Origin of the sequence: Bradyrhizobium sp. 76, assembly GCF_023073025.1 — a bacterium.
Taxonomy (GTDB): domain Bacteria; phylum Pseudomonadota; class Alphaproteobacteria; order Rhizobiales; family Xanthobacteraceae; genus Bradyrhizobium.
Genome location: NZ_JADPIS010000090.1, coordinates 269,939 through 288,655 on the forward strand (window position 1 = coordinate 269,939; position 18,717 = coordinate 288,655).

The 18,717-nt window shown below is 64.9% G+C and carries 18 protein-coding genes; 11 read left to right on the forward strand and 7 right to left on the reverse strand.

All coding sequences use genetic code 11. The annotated features are described in order from the left end of the window. The first annotated feature begins 13 nt into the window (after nt 1-13). The 4 genes from IVB48_RS17890 (at nt 14) to IVB48_RS17905 (ending at nt 4,625) form a co-directional block, all read left to right on the forward strand. Entirely contained in the window at nt 14-1,837 is a 1,824-nt protein-coding gene (locus IVB48_RS17890) for an ABC transporter permease (RefSeq protein ID WP_027570466.1), read from the forward strand. Further along, nucleotides 1,837-2,670, forward strand: a complete 834-nt coding sequence (locus tag IVB48_RS17895) for an ABC transporter ATP-binding protein (RefSeq protein WP_247287732.1) — start codon at nt 1,837-1,839, stop codon at nt 2,668-2,670. Before IVB48_RS17890 ends, IVB48_RS17895 begins: the two co-directional genes overlap by 1 nt. Then, entirely contained in the window at nt 2,667-3,407 is a 741-nt protein-coding gene (locus tag IVB48_RS17900; RefSeq protein WP_247287733.1) for an ABC transporter ATP-binding protein, read from the forward strand. The genes IVB48_RS17895 and IVB48_RS17900 overlap by 4 nt, the downstream gene beginning before the upstream one ends. Before the next feature lie 186 nt (nt 3,408-3,593). After that, nucleotides 3,594-4,625 (forward strand): HoxN/HupN/NixA family nickel/cobalt transporter, encoded by a 1,032-nt coding sequence (locus IVB48_RS17905; RefSeq protein WP_247403003.1) that lies wholly within the window; start codon nt 3,594-3,596, stop codon nt 4,623-4,625. Nucleotides 4,626-4,641: 16 nt separating this feature from the next. Here IVB48_RS17905 and IVB48_RS17910 read toward each other — a convergent pair whose 3' ends face one another. From IVB48_RS17910 to IVB48_RS17925, 4 genes are all read right to left on the reverse strand, one after another. Next, nucleotides 4,642-6,153 carry an ATP-binding protein gene (locus IVB48_RS17910; protein WP_247401311.1) on the reverse strand — a complete coding sequence of 504 codons (1,512 nt, stop codon included), beginning with the start codon at nt 6,151-6,153 and terminating at the stop codon, nt 4,642-4,644. Between the two features lie 101 nt (nt 6,154-6,254). After that, nucleotides 6,255-7,070: a YkgJ family cysteine cluster protein gene (locus IVB48_RS17915; RefSeq protein WP_247401313.1), complete on the reverse strand. Its 816-nt coding sequence runs from the start codon at nt 7,068-7,070 to the stop codon at nt 6,255-6,257. A 231-nt stretch (nt 7,071-7,301) separates the two neighbouring features. Continuing rightward, a complete protein-coding gene (locus tag IVB48_RS17920) occupies nt 7,302-8,366 on the reverse strand; it encodes a 2-dehydropantoate 2-reductase (protein ID WP_247358360.1) in 1,065 nt (354 codons plus the stop codon). 1,025 nt (nt 8,367-9,391) lie between these two features. Beyond that, entirely contained in the window at nt 9,392-10,027 is a 636-nt protein-coding gene (locus IVB48_RS17925; RefSeq protein ID WP_027570472.1) for a MarR family transcriptional regulator, read from the reverse strand. Nucleotides 10,028-10,372: 345 nt separating this feature from the next. Between IVB48_RS17925 and IVB48_RS17930 the strand changes: the two genes are divergently transcribed. Beyond that, entirely contained in the window at nt 10,373-10,570 is a 198-nt protein-coding gene (locus IVB48_RS17930) for a hypothetical protein (RefSeq protein WP_247401315.1), read from the forward strand. A gap of 320 nt (nt 10,571-10,890) precedes the next feature. On the opposite strand, the gene fliI is transcribed toward IVB48_RS17930, so the two are convergent. The 3 genes from fliI to IVB48_RS17945 are packed head-to-tail and all read right to left on the reverse strand — an operon-like array spanning nt 10,891 to nt 13,789. Next, a complete protein-coding gene (gene fliI / locus IVB48_RS17935; RefSeq protein ID WP_018453953.1) occupies nt 10,891-12,216 on the reverse strand; it encodes a flagellar protein export ATPase FliI in 1,326 nt (441 codons plus the stop codon). Between the two features lie 35 nt (nt 12,217-12,251). Then, nucleotides 12,252-12,980 (reverse strand): flagellar basal-body rod protein FlgF, encoded by a 729-nt coding sequence (gene flgF / locus IVB48_RS17940; RefSeq protein WP_007595915.1) that lies wholly within the window; start codon nt 12,978-12,980, stop codon nt 12,252-12,254. Between the two features lie 20 nt (nt 12,981-13,000). Further along, nucleotides 13,001-13,789, reverse strand: coding sequence for a DUF1217 domain-containing protein (locus IVB48_RS17945; protein WP_247401317.1), 789 nt, complete (start codon nt 13,787-13,789; stop codon nt 13,001-13,003). 142 nt (nt 13,790-13,931) lie between these two features. Here IVB48_RS17945 and motA point away from each other — a divergent pair, with 142 nt between their 5' ends. The 6 genes from motA (at nt 13,932) to flhB (ending at nt 18,660) form a co-directional block, all read left to right on the forward strand. Continuing rightward, nucleotides 13,932-14,831 carry a flagellar motor stator protein MotA gene (gene motA, locus IVB48_RS17950; RefSeq protein WP_007613972.1) on the forward strand — a complete coding sequence of 300 codons (900 nt, stop codon included), beginning with the start codon at nt 13,932-13,934 and terminating at the stop codon, nt 14,829-14,831. Beyond that, the gene (locus IVB48_RS17955; RefSeq protein WP_007613971.1) at nt 14,828-15,766 is read left to right on the forward strand and encodes a FliM/FliN family flagellar motor switch protein; all 939 of its coding nucleotides are present in this window, start codon (nt 14,828-14,830) and stop codon (nt 15,764-15,766) included. The genes motA and IVB48_RS17955 overlap by 4 nt, the downstream gene beginning before the upstream one ends. Then, nucleotides 15,747-16,061, forward strand: a complete 315-nt coding sequence (locus IVB48_RS17960; protein WP_027570474.1) for a hypothetical protein — start codon at nt 15,747-15,749, stop codon at nt 16,059-16,061. The genes IVB48_RS17955 and IVB48_RS17960 overlap by 20 nt, the downstream gene beginning before the upstream one ends. Nucleotides 16,062-16,137: 76 nt before the next feature. Continuing rightward, a complete protein-coding gene (gene fliN, locus IVB48_RS17965; RefSeq protein ID WP_027519864.1) occupies nt 16,138-16,518 on the forward strand; it encodes a flagellar motor switch protein FliN in 381 nt (126 codons plus the stop codon). 2 nt (nt 16,519-16,520) lie between these two features. Next, complete coding sequence (locus IVB48_RS17970) at nt 16,521-17,561, forward strand: flagellar motor switch protein FliG (RefSeq protein WP_247401319.1); 1,041 nt, start codon at nt 16,521-16,523, stop codon at nt 17,559-17,561. 13 nt (nt 17,562-17,574) lie between these two features. Further along, nucleotides 17,575-18,660 (forward strand): flagellar biosynthesis protein FlhB, encoded by a 1,086-nt coding sequence (gene flhB, locus IVB48_RS17975; RefSeq protein ID WP_247401321.1) that lies wholly within the window; start codon nt 17,575-17,577, stop codon nt 18,658-18,660. Nucleotides 18,661-18,717: the final 57 nt, after the last annotated feature.

Below are 18,717 nucleotides of genomic sequence, written 5' to 3' on the forward strand. Positions count from 1 at the left end.
GGGGATTTTCTGCGTGTCTTCCTGGCTCGACTACACGATCAACGGGCTGATCGTCGGTAACGTCTACGCCCTCGTTGCGGTCGGGCTCGCGCTGATCTTTGGCGTCAGCCGGCTGATCAACTTTGCGCAAGGCTCGATCTATCTCGTTGGCGCCTATATCGGCTGGGTCGCGGTGGTGCAGCTGCATACGCCGCTCCCGCTCACCATCATCGTGGTCGCGGTGGCGGCGGCGCTGGTGGGCTTGATCATCGAGCGGTTTGGGCTGCGTCCGCTGCAGAACTCGGTGCGCATCGCGCCGTTGCTGGCGACCATAGGCATCAGCTTCGTGCTCGATCAGCTCGTGATGCTGACCTTCTCGCCCAATCCGCGCGCGCTGCCGAGCCAGTTGCCGGATGTCCGTTTCCAGATCGGCGGCGGCACGATCGGACCGCTCGATCTCCTCATTGCCGGCGTCGGCCTCACCAGCGCGTTGCTGCTGTTCGTGTTCCTGCGCTACAGCAAGCTCGGCTGGGCCGTGCGTGCCACCGCGCAGGACCGCGACGCCGCGATGCAGATGGGCGTCGACGTCAATCGCGTCAATCAGGCCGTGTTCGGCATTGCGGCCGCGCTCGGCGGCGTTTCCGGCCTGCTGGTCGGCATGTACTACAACCAGATCGACACAGCGATGAGCCTGCAGGCGACGCTCAAGGGCGTCGTCGCCGAGGTCGTCGGCGGCGCCGGCAACGTGCCGGGCGCGGTGATCGGCAGTCTGCTGCTCGGACTGGTCGAGAGCTATGGCGTCGCCGTGTTCGGCACCAGCTACCGCAATCTGTTCGCGTTCCTGCTGCTGGTCGTGGTGCTCGTGCTGCGCCCGAACGGCCTGTTCGCCAGCGCCCGGCAGGCGCCGCCCGAGCCGCTCACCGGCACTTTCATTGCGCCGAGCCGCCCGGTGCGCATTCCGCGCTGGGCTCTGCTGATCGCTGCCGCCGTCTTTGCGATCCTGCCGCTGTTGCCGGTGTCGTTCTATGTGCTCCAGACCCTGATCAACGCCTGGCTGCTCGGCATGCTCGCGCTGAGCCTCACCCTGGTTGCAGGCACGATCGGTCAGGTCTCGCTGGGACACGCCGCGCTGCTCGCGATCGGGGCCTACACCTCCGCGCTGCTGTCGCTCACGTTCGCCGTGCCGGTCGGCCTTGCCATCATCGGTGGCGGCCTGATGAGTGCTGCGCTCGGCACGGCGCTGATCTCGCCGTCGTTCCGGCTGCGCGGACATTATGTGTCGATCGCGACGCTCGCGATCGGCGAGATCGTCTCGCTGGTGATCCTGAACTGGGAGAGCGTCACGCGCGGGCCGATCGGCATCTCCGGCATCCCGCCGCTGTCGCTGTTTGGCTATGAGCTGGTCAGCCCGATTTCGATTTACTGGTTCAGCTTCATCGTGATGGTGGTGCTGGCGCTGCTGCAGGGACGCCTGCTCGGCTCCCATCTCGGCCGCAGCTTTCGCGCCATCCGCGACGACGACATCGCCTCGCGCGCCTATGGGCTCAGCCTGAATCGCTACAAATCGCTGGCCTTCATCTTCGGCGGCTTTGCCGCCGGAGTCAGTGGCGGCATCGCCGCGCATCTCTATTCCTACATCAACCACGAGACCTTCAACACGCAGCAATCCATCCTGGCGCTGACCGTGGTGATCCTCGGCGGCCTCGGCAATGTCGTCGGCGCCATCGTCGGAGCGGTCGCGCTGGTCGGCCTTCCGGAAGTGTTCCGCATCGCGGCGGAGTATCGCATCCTGATCTACGGCATCGTGCTGCTGCTGCTGGTGCGGTTCAGACCGCAAGGCTTGTTGGGGACGATGTGATGAGCACGACCATGCTGTCCCTGCGCGGGCTGACGCGGCGTTTCGGCGGCCTGACCGCCGTCGACGCCATCGATCTCGATCTCGCCAAAGGCGAGCTGATCAGCATCATCGGCCCGAACGGGGCCGGCAAAACGACGTTGTTCAATCTGGTGACCGGGCTTGACCTGCCGGACGCCGGGACGGTTAGCTTCGAAGATAAGGACATCACGGGTCTCTCGCCGGAGCGGCTCGCCGCCGCAGGCATCGCGCGCACGTTCCAGCTCGGCCGCGTCTTCGGCAATCTCAGCGTGATGGATAACGTGTTGATCGGTGCCCACACGCGGCTGCGTGCGGTCAAGCCGGCCGTGCCGGTGATCGGGCCATTGCTGGAATTAGGGTTGGCGTTGCTGCGCCCCGCCAGCGTCAAGGCCGAGGAGGAGCGCTTGCGCGAAGAGGTGAAGGTCATTCTCGCGCGCTTCGGCGAACGGCTGCTGCCGCGCATCGACCAGCCGGCCTACAGCCTCTCCTACGCCAATCGCCGCCGCGTCGAGATCGCGCGGGCGCTCGCGCTGAAGCCGCGTCTGCTGCTGCTGGACGAGCCGACCGCCGGCATGAACCCGACCGAGACCACGGAGATGCAGGGGCTCGTCGCCGAGCTGAAGGCCGAAGGCCTGACGATCTTGCTGATCGAGCACAAGCTCGAAATGGTGATGCGCCTCTCCGACCGCGTCATCGTCATGGACGAGGGCAAGAAAATCGCGGAAGGCCCGGGCGAAGCCGTGCGCGGCGATCCCAAGGTGATCGAGGCCTATCTCGGCCACGGCCTGACGACGAAGGAGGAGAGCGCGGCATGACGAACTCGCCTCCCGATGCGCTGCTCGCGCTCACCGACGTCAATACCTTCTACGGCCAGGCCCAGGTGCATTTTGACCTGTCGATATCAGTGCCGCGCGGCCACATCGTCTGCCTGCTCGGTGGCAACGCCAGCGGCAAATCGACGACGATGAAGATCATTTTAGGCCTGGTGAAGCCGCGTTCCGGTGACGTGACTTTCGACGGCGCCTCGCTGCTCGGACTGACCACGCCGCAGATCGTCCGCCGCGGCATCGCCTCGGTGCCGGAGGCACGGCGCCTGTTCGCGGACATGAGCGTGCGCGAGAACATCCTGATGGGCGCCTTCGTGCGCGACGACCGTGAGGCGATCGCGCAGGATCTCGACAAGATGCTCACGCTGTTCCCGAAGCTCGGCCAGCGGCTGTCGCAGCGCGCCGGCTCGCTCTCGGGCGGCGAGCAGCAGATGGTCGCGATGGTGCGCGCGCTGATGAGCCGTCCCAGGATGATCGTGATGGACGAGCCGACCATGGGCCTGTCGCCGCTTTACGTTGACCGCGTGCTGGAGCTGATCCGCACCATCAACCAGGAGGGCGTCTCGGTCTTCATGGTCGAGCAGAACGCCAGCCTCGCGCTCGAGATCGCGCACGAGGCCTATGTGCTCCAGACCGGCAAGATCGTTCTCTCCGGCTCCGCCCGCGCGCTGAAGGACGATCCGCGCATCCGCGACGCTTATCTCGGCGGCTCCGAGGCGGCGTAGCGCCATCATGGCCTGCATGGTTCGAGACGCCCGCAAGCACTGCTGCAGAACCGTGCCGCCCCCTCCGGGATTGCACTGGTCAGTATGACCATCTTATGAAAAGATCATACCGCCCGTGCGATGGGGCGTGCAGCAGACGGAATGATTGTCGTGACGAGATGGTCTTTGCGGGCGGTCGAGCCCGGGATGGTGCTGCTGTTCGGCGGGTTGATCGCGGCCAACATCGCGGCGTGGGCGTGGGCCTTCGCGGCGTTCGGTGACAAGCCGATGGTGATGGCGACCGCGCTGCTCGCCTGGGTGTTCGGCCTGCGCCACGCCGTCGATGCCGACCACATCGCCGCCATCGACAATGTCGTGCGCAAACAGATGCAGGCCGGCGGCGCGCCGCGCAGCGTCGGCCTCTATTTCGCGCTCGGCCATTCCACAATCGTCGTGGTCGCGACCATGCTGCTCGCGCTCGGCGTCGTGAGCCTCGGTGGCGACAGCCTGCTCAAGGAGATCGGCGGCTTCATCGGCACCTCGGTGTCGGCGCTGTTCCTGCTGGTGATCGCGGCCATCAATCTCGTCATCTTCGCCGGCCTGTGGCGGACGTTTCGCGCGGCACGGGAGCAGGGGATTCACGACGCCGAGGGCCTCGATGCCCTGCTTGCCAATCGCGGTCTTCTGGCGCGGCTGCTCGGCCCGATGTTCCGCCTGGTGACAAAACCCTGGCACATGTATCCGCTCGGCTTTTTGTTCGGGCTTGGCTTCGACACCGCGACCGAAATCGGCCTGCTCAGCATCTCCGCCGGCGAAGCCGCGCGCGGCGCTTCGTTTGCCGATCTCCTGGTCTTCCCCGCGCTGTTCGCGTCGGGCATGGCGCTGGTCGATACCGCCGACTCGGCACTGATGGTGAGCGCCTATCGCTGGGCCTTTGTCGATCCGCTGCGAAAGCTCTGGTACAACCTCACGATCACAGGGGCTTCCGTGGCAGTGGCGCTGTTGATCGGCGGCATCGAGGCGCTCGGGCTGATCGCGGACCGGCTCGGCCTGACCGGCGGCGTGTGGGCATTGGTTGACGCGCTCAACGACTCGCTCGCCAATGTCGGCTTCGCCGTGGTCGCGTTGTTCGTGATCGCCTGGCTCGTCTCGGTCGTGCTCTATCGGCGCATGTTTGCAGTTGAGCGGCGGCGCGCGGCGGATGCGCTTATCGGCGCCGAGGCCACCGAAGCGGCCTGATCGACAATCCGCTGGCTCAAGCCGACGCCGCGCTCGCGACCTGCTCCGCCGGCAGATCGTCGGCGTTGGGATCGCCCGGCGCGGTGGCCCAGGCCAGTTCCACCAGCGTCACGAACCTGCGGCCGGCGCCGTCGAGCTGGCAGACGATCAGGCCCTGCTCTTCCATGTAGCCGAGCAGGCGTTGCGCCCGGCGCAGCGAATGCGAGCCGTAGGCACGTGCGATGGCGGCGTCGCCGGGACACGGCCAGCCTTCTTTCGCCGCGCGCGCGATCATCATGAACACGCCCTGCATGTCGTCGGGCAGGATCGAAGCGCGAAGCGAAACGTCCTGCCAGGCATCGTCCTCGGCATGCTCGGCGCCGAGCCCGGCGCGTGCGCGTGTCAGCATGCGGCGGAATTCGGTGAGGTCGGGTACCGCCGAGCCGAGCCCCTCGATGCGGCAGCGGACCACGAACTCCTGGTAGAGCACGCCGACCGCGCGGAAGCCGGCATCGGGCGCGGCGAGCACGGCACGCAGGGTTCGATCGACGCGTTCGCGCCGCTCCGCGAGCTCCTCGGCACTGATCGGGACCTCGATCATTTCGGGGCCGATCTCCGGTGCCGCAGCCTTCGCGGCGCGGAGCTGTTCGAGCAGATCGGGCGCGGGCCGGCGCTGCGGCCGGCTGGCATCGGGCGGCGGCGCGGCGAGGATCACGGCGCGCATATTTTCGAGTGCCGCTTCAGGCATCGGCATCAGCCGCGGCGTGGAATTGCGCGGCTGGGTTTCGGTCGCGCCGATGTTCAAACGCAGCGGCCGGCGTGACAGCGCGGGGCCGAGCGCCATGAATTGTCCGCGTTCGAGATCGCGAAAGGATTCGGCCTGCCGCCGCTCCATGCCGAGCAGGTCGGCGGCGCGCGCCATGTCGATGTCGAGGAAGGTGCGGCCCATCAGGAAGTTCGACGCTTCGGCCGCGACGTTCTTGGCGAGCTTTGCCAGCCGCTGGGTCGCGATGATCCCGGCAAGCCCGCGCTTGCGGCCGCGGCACATCAGATTGGTCATCGCGCCGAGCGAAAGCTTTCGCGCTTCGTCAGAGACTTCGCCCGCGACCGCAGGCGCAAACAGCTGCGCCTCGTCGACCACCACCAGCATCGGGTACGAATGGTCGCGCCCGACGTCGAAGAGTCCGCCAAGGAAGGCCGCGGCACGGCGCATCTGGTTCTCGGCGTCGAGCCCTTCGAGATTGAGCACGGTGGAGACGCGATGCAGCCGCGCGCGCTCGCCGGCAACCTGAAGGCCGCGTTCGGTGTGATCCTCGGCCTCGATCACGAGATGGCCGAAATGTTCCGCCAGCGAGACGAAATCGCCTTCGGGATCGATGATGGCCTGCTGCACCCAAGGCGCGCTCTGCTCCAGCAACCGCCGCAGCAGATGTGATTTTCCGGAGCCCGAATTGCCCTGCACCAGGAGGCGGGTCGCCAGCAGTTCCTCGAGGTCCATGGCCGCCGCGGCGCCCGCCGTGGTCTGCCCCATCTCGATCGCAACCGTCATGCCCGACTCAAGTCCCATCATTCGCGGACAGGGGCTTATCAACCCGGCCGCGGCGCGTCGAGCGCCACGGCGCAAATCATGGTCCGTTGCCCACGGCGCAGTTAGGCGTGACGCGACAAACGTAGAAGTGCGGGCCGATAGGGGGCTTGTGGATCGTCGTCCTCATTCGAGGGAATGGCGCAGGAGCCGAATTCCTGCCTGATCCGCTCGATTTCGGCGATGCGCTCGTGCAGCCGCTGCAAATGCTCCGGGGATTTCGCCCGCCAGAATCGGAAGGTGTCGGCGGTGAGCGGCAGGAACGCGGTGCCGAACAGCGTCGGCTCGGGAACGACGGTGCGCCCGAGCAGCAGGAACCGGTCGGCGCCGGAGACGACGAGCGTCGCGTAGCCGCGATTTCCGATTCGCTTGATGCCGTTCAGCGACCATTCGGCGAGCTTGCTGAAATAGGGCTCCTCGCGCCAGCGGTCGGGGCAATGGTCATCGACCGTCACGTTCACGGCGTCCTGGCTGAAATGCACGATGATGCCCGACTTCGCCGGAAACCAGTCCTCGTCGAGATGGCCTTGCAGCCAGGCGCAGACGAATGAACGGCACATCCGGGGACGGCGCTCGTAGATGGTGCACCCGGTGCCTGTCTGCCAATGCTTGCACAGCTGGTTTACCGGCTTGTCGACGCCGGCCACTTCGAGGATGTCGCAGCAGGCATTGCACGAGCCGCATTGCCGGGTGGGCGGCGGCGCAGTTCGACCGGCTGCCCTGAACCCCTGGCTATCGCGAACGAGCAGCCGCTGTTTCTCGAGTGCGTTCAATGCGCGCTCGATCTTGAGGCGGGACAAGCCGGTCGCGTCAATGACGCCCTTTATCGTCGTTGCGCCGGCTTCCACGGCGCGAACGACCTGCAACGTCGCCTGATCCATCTTCGACTACTTGTTCTTCTGCCTTCCATCTGACGATTGCGCGCCGGTCGGGAACCTGCGGAACCGCCTGCCGGCCCGTCGCGCGGCGGATAATTCGGCAACTCGCATGGCTAGAACTCGCATGGATGCGATGTTTGCGCAAATCGGTGGCGTCCCGGGGACGGTCCGAATTGCGCCTGATCGCGATCGATGTGCCAATTCCGGGCAGCAAGGCCTGCCGCGCCGATGGTGTTACAGCGCGCCCGATCCGCCCTGCACGATCTTCTCGTTGAGCTTCAGGTCCACGGTCTCGACCGTGCGGTCGATCTCTGCATTGGGCGCGCCGAGCTGATGCGAGATCAGCTTGACCAGCAGATCGACGCGCTCGATGAAGGGCGCGCCGCCGGCCACCGCGCGTGCGGCCGATGACGGCTTCAGCAGGCTCTCGGCGGCCTTGGCGTATTTCGCGAACGGCACCTGATCCTGCGGATCGGCGCCCAGACGCCGGGCGATGGCGTCGACATGCTCGTAGATCGTCTGCGAGCGCGCGAGATCACCGTGCACGGCGTCGCGGATCGACTGCGGCTCGTGTGGCGTGATGCAGCGGTAGTTGCCGGTCAGCAGCATCGACCATTTCGCCAGCGGCACGAACAGAGAATCGAACACTTTCAGCTTCACCGGCACGTCGTGGCCGTCGAGGGTCACCGCATCGATGTCGGCTTCGAGCTCGCGCAGCACCTTGTTGTGCTTCTCGTCGGCGAACACGGATGCTTTGAAATTTGTGGGCAGACCGACGTGAAGCACGTTCGCAGCCTCTTCCGGCGGACGGAACGCCTGCGGGTCGGGCGAGCACAGGGTTACGAGCCCCGGCTCGAAGCGCTCCCACACCTGCGCGTTGGTGTAGGCCTCCTCGAGATCCATGTCTGCGAGCGAGGGAATCCGTTTCAGATAGGGCAGCGGCGGCATGTTCATGATCGACAGGCACGGCAGCTTCGCCGCGGCGATCCTGACCATGAGAACGCGCACCGTGTGGTTGGTGTATTGCGGCTCCTGCATCGCAAGGCCGACCATGTCGTAGCGCGACAACTCCACATTGGCGGGTGTCACGGCGTCGAGCTTGCCGGGCAGGTCGCGCGAGAAGATGGCGCGGTGAACCGCCTCGTCACGCAACTTGATGCGCACCTCGGTCCCCTCGCGGTTGATCAGCTCCGCGGTCTTGGCGCGGCAGACCAAGGTCACGTTGTGTCCCGCCATCAGCAGCTTCGTGCCCAGCAGGGAGCCGTAGGAAGCCCCGAGAATCAGGATGTTACGCGCCATGCCTCGTCCCTTTGCCAATTTGTGATTTTTGAGCCCCGGCCGTCATCCGCGGCCGAGTTTGGCGGGCATGTAAGGCAAAGTGCGTGAGGATGGCAACTGGGATAATGGATACAAGGGCCGGGCGAATATGACATGGCGGGATCGGGCGGAGTGCATCCGGGGCTGCTCGGCCCAGCGTTCGGTACCTTCCCGGATTACGCTTGCACTCCATCCGGGCTACGGGACCTCCTCTGTGTCGCCCTCTGTCAATCTATCTTCGCGAAAATATTCCACTTTACCGAAATTCGGAAATGGCGTATGTGTCGCGCATCCCGGCTCATCCTTGAGGGGCGATCTTGTGGTCGTCATGTTCGCGAGCCAGGCTTGCGGTGGACGCGGCAGCGTTCGGGTACGAGAGGCTAAGGGCAGGGCGGATTGCTCTCCGTGAGCCCAAGGCTTCGTTCCGACGAGCGGCGCTGCTAGGCTTCGTCTCATCTGTAAGTTTCCGGCTTTGTCGACAGGGCTGGGAAAACTGCGGCGAAATGGCGGGCCGTGCGTACGGCAAAACCGTGTGGTCCTGGCCGTCGTTGCTACGGTCAAGCTCTTGCGGATGCGGCATCTGCGTCAACCGGCGCGGTGTCGACGACTTCTGTGAGAGCGAGGGAGGCCAGCAGGAACTCGGCTCCCGGGAGAGCACGGCATAAGCCGTCAACCATCGCGCAGGGAAGGCCGAGTGATTGGCTACACCTGTATGCTGCTGTGCGGTTTCCTTGCGCTACATCTTCGCGCAGCGGACCGCGGGTGCCAGCCGGCACCCGGCCTTCCCTGCGCCCTCTTGGACAAGAGGGTGGAGTGACGAAGCAAAACTCGGGCGAATCGCGCCGCGAGGATGCGAAGCTGTGTCTGCAATTCAAAATGCGAGCTGGAAGAGTGCGGCTACCGCCTCATACTCCGTCATTGCGAGCGCAGCGAAGCAATCCAGTCTGTCGCCGCATTACGCCATGTCGCCGCTGGGTCGCAGCTCTGCGCAGCAACGCTCGCGTGCCTCACCCCTGGTTCGCCATGCGCGCGCGGTCGAGATGCTCCTCGATCTTGGGGCGGTCGCGGGTGCGCTCGAAACTGGTGCAGAGCAGTTCGGTCTCCTCGAGCGAGACCGGGGCGCGATACAAACGGCACATGAATTCCGCCGTTGCGCGTCCCTTGCCGGTACCCGGCCCGCGTTCGGCAAGAAACATGCAGTCCCGGCAGACGCTGGCATCGAGCCGCTGATGTGCTGCGTCGAGGTGATTGAGGATGTCGCGCAGCGAATCGCGCAGCCTGACGCACTCGTCGGGTCCGAGCGCCGTGACCGCGTTCAGCACGTGATTGATCGGATCGTGCTGGCTCAGGCACTTCTCGCCCTGTGCGGTGACGTGCAGCACGACAGAACGCTTGTCTTCGTGCGACGGTTTTCGCACCAGGAAGCTCTTGCTCTCCAGCGTCTTCACGATCTGCGATGCAGTTGCCCTGGTTGCGCCGATGAAGCCGGCGAGCGCGGACGGCGTGCGCGAAAACCTGTTGGCGCGGCCGAGAAAGCGCAGCGCCATCCATTCCCGATCGCGCAACCCATGCTGATCGCCTTCGAAATACCAAGCCCTCGCTGCCTGAACCAGCAGCTCCACGGCTTCTCTTGCCAATGGCATGAATTCCTACCTTGCCCCGGGAGTCACGTTTGCGGCGCCCCCGAGCCGCCTTCCGCCGTCGCGAATGAGCCGTTTGCGAGAAGCCGTACTACCGGCAATGTTCGACACATGCACCGTGCTCTTCTCTCGCGTGAAAGCACGGACTGCCCGGCCCCCGACCTGGACCAATGGGCACTGCAAGCTATGGCACGGTAAGCGGTGTTGCTGATGGTATGCCATTCGCGGCGTTGTCGTACGGGAGCCCGAATAGCCGTCGCCAGCAGACGATGGATCGGAGTAGTTCAACCGAAGCCCCTAAGGTTCAAGTCACACGCAGACGTTTCTTATCTTCCGACGAAACGATGAATGACCTTCTCAACAAAATCAAGTAGAGACCATCTCGCAGACAAGATGTCGTCGCAGGCGAATGTAACGTTCAAGACAATCTCGCTCTTCGGGACACATGATGGTGAACGCAATACGCTGTCCCACGAGCAACATGCACGCAACTATGCGACGGTTTTATTGCACGGCACGTTGTTGGCTGTCGTTGAAGCAAGTTGACCGAAGCTTGTGCATGACGACGATGTGCGTCGGCATGTCATCCACAACTTGTGCGTTCTGCCAAGAACTGTCCGAGGGAACTCACAGGAATTACACGCGGCGGTTGTCCGGGTCGGATCGAGAAGTCGCCGGTTCAGTCGCATTCCGCGCGGCTGCGCGATTTCCCTCACCCGAACGGTGGAGCCGATCACGGCTGAAACCGGAGACGGGCGTGCATGTGCATGCGCTGGAAGCGTGGCGGCATGCGCAATCGTCTGTCGAAAACAACGAGCAAGGTGCGATCGCGGGGCGCCTCGCGCCCCGACTCAAGCTGAGACTTGCTAGTCGCCCTTGAGCATGTCCCGCAGCTCGCGGAACGGATCGGCGCTTGGCGGAGCCGAAGCGTCCTGCCGCATCGCGCCATAGATTCTCGGGACCATGTCGACCGCCTGGTCGAGCCCCGAATCACGTCCCGCCTGGTATCCGCCCATCAGGCGAAGGTCGCGCGTGTCCTCGTATTTGGCGATCATGGCGCGCAGCTTGCTCACCAATTCGCGCTCTTCGGGGTCCCAGACGTTATGGGCGAGACGGGAGACCGAACCCAGAACGTCCACCGCCGGGTAACGTGCCTGGTCGGCGATGTGCCTGGAGAGCACGATGTGCCCATCAAGTGTGCTGCGGATGGTATCGGCGATCGGCTCGTTGTGATCGTCGCCGTCCACCAGCACGGAGAAAATCCCGGTGATCGTCCCGGACCCCTCCTCGCCGGGTCCGGCACGCTCCAGAAGGCGCGGCAGATCGGTGAAGACGGTGGGTGCGTAGCCGCGCGCGACTGCGGGCTCACCTGCGGCGAGCGCGACTTCACGGGCGGCGTGGGCGAACCGGGTGATCGAATCGACCATGAGCAGGACGGATTCGCCCCGGTCTCGGAAATATTCGGCGACCGCCATGGCCGTCTTCGGCGCCAGTCTCCGCATCATCGGGCTCTCGTCTCCCGTCGACACGATCGTGACGGCGCGGTGACGGTCGGCGCCCAGCACGTCCTCGATGAACTCGCGCACCTCGCGGCCGCGCTCGCCCACCAGGGCCAGCACGACGGTGTCAAAACCCTGGCTGCGGGCGAGCATCGCAAGCAGCGTCGATTTACCGACACCGGAGCCGGCAAAGATGCCGACGCGCTGGCCGGCGCAGATCGGGGCGAACAAATCGATGACGCGTACGCCGGTGCGCAGCGGCTTGTGGACCCGCGCGCGCTTCATGGCCGAAGGCGCCTCCGCCTCGGCCGAGACCGGACGCGACCCGGGGGTGAGAGGGCCCTGTCCGTCCAGCGGCGCCCCCAGCGCGTTGATGACGCGGCCCTTCCAGCTCGGATCTGGCGCGAAGGACAGGGGCGGCATCCGGTAGGCGACCGAGCCGAGGCCGCCGGCGAACTGCCGGTCGAACGGCTTGGCGATGATGCCCTCGCTGTCGATCCGCACCACCTCGCCGATCTGGGGCTTGCCGCCGGAGTTGACACCGATCAGTTCGCCGAGCCTGACGAAGCGCGACAGGCCGGAGACACGGAAATGCGTCGACGCGATCTCGGAGATCGCGCCGCTGACGCTTGCCAGGGGAGTGCTCTGCTGAAGCTCCAGCAGCGCCCACTCAAGTTGCCGAAGAGCGTTCAAGGAAACCGTCCAACCTCATTGCGCGCGGGGCGCAGCTATTTGCCGGGTTCGCCCAGCGTCCGGATTGCGTTCTGGAGCGAGCTCTCAGTGCCCTCGATCATTGAATTGGTGCCGTCGAAGGCGCGCGAGGCCGCGATCAGCTTCGTCAATTCCATCATCGGATTGGCGCCCGAGCCCTCGACATAGCCCTGCTTGAAGCCGTCGCGGGAGAAGTCGGCGATGGCGGTCGCAGGCCGGTTGGGCGTGACGCCCGAATTGCCGTAGCGGTCGAGATTGGCGTCGGCGGGAATGTTGAACAGGCCGATGGTGCCGATCTCGTTGTTGTCCTGGGTGATCGCGCCGCTGCGCGCGATCGAGACCGGTCCGCCGTTCGGATCGAGGGTGATTTGCGCGCCACCGGAATCGATGACGGGGAAGCCGGAGACGGTCTGAAGGTCGCCGTTTGCGGCGATCTGGAGTCGACCGTCGCGCGTATAGACCGTGCCGTTCGGACCGGCGAAGGCGATCCAGCCCTGTCCGACCACGGCGACATCGAGCGGGTTGCCGCTCTCGGTGATGCTGCCCATCTCGCGCGAGATGATGTTGTCGCCGGGCGAGGAGAAGGCGACCGGGTTCGCGCCCGCCTTGGACAATACCGTCTCGAACTTCACCACGTCGGTGCGGAACGCCGCCGTGTTGACGTTGGCGACGTTGTTGGCGATCGTCTGGAGGCGTTTTTCGAGGGCGACCTGCGCCGACAATCCTACATAGAGGGCCGATTGCATGACTTACCTGTTGAAATGACTTACCTGTTGAGCTTGATGTTCTGAAGTGTCGTGAGCACGTTGGTATCCATGCCGATCGACGGTGCGGCGCCACCAATCAGGACCAGCGCCGGGTTGGTCGAGTTGTCGCTCTGGGCCCGGGTCGCATCCCACATCGCCGCGAAGCGCTGCACGAATTTGGTGACCTTGGCCGGATCCTGGAAATCGGTGAGCTTGATCTTGCTCGTGATCATCTTGGCCTGGGCATCGATATCAGCCGAGCTGATCGTCGACGGCAGGCCGAGCGCCGTCTGGACCACTTGCGTCATCGCCTTGTCCGCGAGGATCTGGTAGGAATTGGTGATCGTGGAAGCCTTGCGCGTGAAATAGAGCGCCAGCCGCAGGCCCTCGTTCTGGTCGCCGGCCTTCTCCTCCATCGTCTGCGTGACGTATTGGGTCGCCGTGCCGGTCGTGGCCGCGGCGGTTTGGGTCGCCTTGTCGCCGAGGGCGGCGAAATTGAAAGCGGCGGCGAATTGCCGGTAGCGGATGTCGGTCAGCTTGTTGGCGAAGGTCTTGTTGTCGGCGATACCCTCGGTCAGCACCTTGCGCATGAACGCCTTGGCGTAGGTCATGTCGCTGAGGCCATATGCCTTCATCGCGTAGGAATAGAGGCGATAGTCCTTCAGGAAGTCGTCGATGGTCTTCACGTTGCCGATGTGGCTGAGGAAGTAATCGGTGTCGCGGCTGACGTCCGGCTGCGTCGCGACCTGTGTCAGCGACTTGCCCATGTCCTTGGTCAGTCTGGTGTAGTCCGCGATGGTGGATAGCATGACCCGCGCCCCTCTGGCCGCTTTCGCGACGTCGTCCCAAGCTGCCGTGAATCGCTTGCGCGAGGCTGGCGAGGGGAAAGCCAGCCTCGCGCAAGGCTCGCCGACTAGATATTCCCGATGGGATCGATGATGGAGCGGCGCGTTGGGCAGTTTCGTGGGGATCGTCATCACGGTAGCGGCACTGCTGGGCGGATTTGCCGCCATGGGCGGGCATCTGGGCGTGCTGATGCAGCCTTGGGAGTTCGTGATCATCATGGGCACCGCGGCCGGCACCTTCATCATGGCCAATCCCTGGAAGACGGTCGCGGATACCGGGCTTGCCTGCGTGCAGGCAGTGACGGGGGCGGTGCCCGGTCAACGCTACTATCTCGATCTGCTCGGCGCGCTGCACGCGCTGATGCGGGAACTGCGGGGCAAGGGCCGCAACGAGGTCGAGGCGCATATCGACGATCCCGCGTCCTCCGAGATCTTCAAGGCGTTCCCGAGCGTGCTCGGAGATCCGTCGCTGCTCCAGTTCATCTGCGACTACGTCCGTCTCATCATCATGGGTAACGCGCGAACGCACGAGATCGAAGCGCTGATGGACGAGGAGATCCACACCATCGTGAAGAGCAAGCTGGCGCCCTACCATGCGCTGGTGGTGGTCTCGGAAGCGCTGCCCGCGCTCGGCATCGTCGCCGCGGTGCTCGGCGTCATCAAGGCCATGGGCGCGCTCGACCAGTCGCCGAAGCTGCTGGGCGGCTTCATCGGCGCCGCCCTCGTCGGCACCTTCGCCGGCATTTTCCTGTCCTACGGCATCATTTCGCCCTTCGCGATGAAGGTGAAGATGACGCGCGAAAAGCGTTGCCGGCCCTACATCATCGTCAAGCAGACGCTGCTGGCGTTCATGAACGGCGCCATGCCGCAGATCGCCGTCGAGCACGGCCGCAAGATGATCGCGAGCCCCGAGCGGCCCTCGATCGACGTCGTCGAGAACGAGACGATCGCGGGACCCAAGGCGGTCGTGACCGAGGTTGAACCGAAGGCTGCGCGCGCATCATGATGGAAGCCCTCGACGTCGATCAGCGCAAGCCGCTGCCGAACTATCTGCTGGACGCCGCCGGCATCTCGATCGAGCGCATGCCGATGCTCAATGTGATCTTCGATCGCATGGCGGCGTCGTGCACGGACAGCCTGCAGCCGATGGCTGGAACGCCATGCTATTTCTCGGTCAACGGCATCACCAACGACCGTGTCGGCGACATCATCAAGGACTACGAGGCCAATGCGGTTGCGGCCGTGCTCTATGCCGAACAGTGGGACTCCCGCATCATCATCATGCTCGACCGCGACTTCGTGTTCACGATGGTCGAGGCGATGTTCGGCTCCGACGGCGCCGAACCGCCGCTCGACGTCGAGCGCAGCTTCTCGAACATCGAGATCCGCCTGGTCCAGGCGCTGTTCGAGCGGTTCGCCAAGGCGCTGCAATCCGCTTTCGCCGGCACCTCCAACGTCACTTTCCGCGTCGAGCGGGTCGAGACCGCCATGGCATCGCTGGCGATCGGGCGGAGCGGCAACATGTCGATCTGCGCGAACATCATGCTGCAGGCACTCTATCGCGGCGGCCAGATGTTCCTCATCATTCCGCACTCCGCGCTCAACCCGCTCAGGCAGAAGCTCGCGACCGTGGTCGTGAGCGACGGCCGCGCGGCCGATCCGCGCTGGCGCGAGCAGATGGAGACGGAGGTTCACCGCACCGAGGTGACGCTGAGCGCCGTGCTGGACGAAAAGATGATTTCGCTCGGCGACGTCGTGAAGTTCCAGGTCGGCCAGGTGCTCGAGCTCGAAGCCACGCCACGCACGCTGGCTCGACTCGAGAGCAACAACCAGGTGCTGTTCTGGTGTCAGATCGGCCAGCTTGACGGCTACTACGCCATGCAGGTGGCAGATCCCGTCGATCAGAAACGGGAGTTCGTCGATGATATCCTATCTCGTTGATGCCGTGCTGCTGATCGCGCTCGCCTTCACCAGCATGCGGGTGACCCGGATGCATCGCGAGCTGGCGCGGTTGCGCAGCTACCAGGGCGAGTTCTCGACCATCGTCCACGAGACGGCGGGCGCCTTCGACACGGTCATCACCGCAGCGCATGATTCCACCGCAAATCTCGGGCGGCTCGCCAACGTGCTGAGCACGAAGATCGATCAGGCCCACGAGGCGATCGCGGCGCTCGATGCGAGGAGCGGGCTCGCATCCGCAGCGAGCGCGGGCGGCGCCGACGTGAACAAGCATTGAAGCCGAAGCCGGCGGAATAAATACGATCGGAACGTCGCGGCGCTCCGGGAGCGGAAATACCAAGAGGCGATACCAGATGGCGCAATCCTTCGACTATGAGTCAGCATCGGCGGCCGACGAGGGGCATACCGAAACATCTCCGCTGGAGCGGTTGGCGGAGATCGCCGCGCGCACCGCGGAGGAGACCGGCAAGTTCGCCAATGTCGATGCCATCCTGCGCATTCCCGTGACCATGCAGGTGGTGCTGGGATCGGCGACCATTCCGGTGGCAAATTTGATGAAGCTCGGCCGCGGCGCGGTGGTTCCGCTCGACCACAGGGTCGGCGAACCCGTCGACGTCGTGGTCAACGGCCGCGTCGTCGCCCGCGGCGAGGTGGTCGTGGTCGAAGAAGACAATTCCCGCTTCGGCGTCTCGCTCACCGAGATTGTGGGCCCGTTGGGGCAGGGTGATACCTGACCATGGCGGCACAGGTCGGCATGGCTCCTATCAAGCAGCGAGGCGTCACCACGCTGGGCGGAACGGAGAAGGTCGCGGCACTCCTGCTCGCCATGGGCCGGCAGGCGGCCGCGAGCGTACTCGCGCAGTTCGAGCCGCAGGATATCCGCACCGTTACAAAGGCCGCGGCCGAGCTGCGGCCGATCACGGCGCAGGAACTTGAAGCGATCGTCGAGGAGTTCGCCCAGCAATTCTCGATGGGCGCCAACATTCTCGGCACCCTCGGTGGCCTGGAAGCCGTGCTCGGCGACGTGCTTCCGGCCGACCAGGTCTCGGCCATCATGTCGGACCTGCTGGGCAATTCGAGCCGGTCCGTGTGGGATCGCGTCTCGTCGGTGTCGGAGAACTCGCTGGCAAGCTACCTGTCCAAGGAGCATCCGCAGACCGCGGCGCTCATCCTGTCCAAGGTCAAGCCGTCCTGCGCCGCCAAGGTCATGAGCCAGCTGCCGTCGAGCCTGCGCAACGAGCTGATGCGGCGCGTGCTCAGCCTCAAGCCGATCGTCGACGACGCCATGAGGGTCCTCGAGAAGACGCTGCATGAGGATCTGACGCTGAACTTCGCCCGCAACCTCGGCGCGGACACCTATGCCCGCGTCGCCGACATCATCAACAAGATGGAGCGCGGACACATCGAGGACATGCTCAAGAGCCTGTCGGAGAAGCGGCCGAAGTCGGCCGAAGTGCTGAAGGAGCTGCTCTTCACCTTCGACGACGTCACCAACCTGACGCCGAAGGCGCGCACCATGATCTTCGACCAGGTGCCGACCGATCGCATCGTCATCGCGCTGAAGGGCACCGACAAGCACTTCCGCGAGATGATCCTGTCCTCGGTCGCCTCGCGCGTCCGCCGGGTCGTCGAGCACGAGCTCGCCATCGGCGAACCGTCGAACCAGCGCGACGTGCTCGAGGCGCGGCGCGTGATCACCGACCTCGCGCTCGACCTCGCGGAAAAGGGCGAAATCGAGCTCAACCCCGAGCAGGAGGATGAGCTGGTCTTCCGCTGACCGCTGAACGGGCATGGCAGAAACAACCGATCAGGAGAGCAAGACAGAAGAGCCGACCGAGAAAAAAGTCCGCGATGCGCTCGAACATGGCAAAATCCCGGTCTCTCGGGAGGCTTCCATCTTCGCCTCGATGGCCGCGCTGATGGTGATCCAGGCGTTCCTGATCGGCCAGGGCGTTCAGCAATTGACGCCGATGCTGACGGGCTTTCTCGATGATCCCGACGGCTTCCCTCTCAGCACCGGGGCCGACGCCCAGAATCTGCTCATCGTGGTCGGGCTTCAGGCACTGCGGTTCCTGACGCCGCTGGTCGTCACCCTGGCGGCGTTCGGGCTGGCCGCCTCGCTGTTGCAAAATGCTCCCAGCCTGGTGCTCCAGCGCATCACGCCGGACCTGTCGCGAATCTCTCCGCTCAGCGGCTGGAGCCGGCTGTTTGGATCGCAGGGCCTCGTCGAGTTCGCCAAGTCGCTGTTTAAGCTCGCCGCGGTCACCGTCGTCGTCGCGTTTGTGCTGCGCTCGTCGGAAGCGAAGGCGTTCGAGGCGATGTACACCGACCCGGTCGCGCTGCCGGAGATGATTCTCAACATCGCCATGCGAATCGTCTCGGCGATCTGCATCGCGACCATCGTCCTGGTCGCGGTCGATCTGGCTTGGGCGCGCTTCCACTGGCGGCGCGAGCTGCGCATGACGCGGCAGGAGATCAAGGACGAGCACAAGCAGGCCGAAGGCGATCCGCTGATCAAGGCGCGCCTGCGCTCGCTGGCGCGCGACCGCTCGCGCCAGCGCATGATCGCCTCCGCATCGCGGGCGACGCTGGTGATCGCGAACCCCACGCACTTCGCGATCGCGCTACGCTACAACCGCGAGGAAAATCCCGCGCCGATCGTCGTGGCGAAGGGCATGGACGTGATTGCGCTGAAGATCCGCGAAGTCGCCGAGCAGAACCGGATTCCGGTGATCGAGAACAAGGCGCTGGCGCGCGCGCTCTACGAGGCGGTTCAGGTCGACCAAGTGATTCCGGCGGAGTTCTTCCGGCCGGTCGCCGAGATCATCTACTTCCTGCAGTCCAAGCAGGCGCCGCGGTCCGAGAAGGTCCAGTAGAATTCCGAGGACGGCGTCTATTCCATCAGCCTGACGAAAGCTTGCGACCCTAAGGTT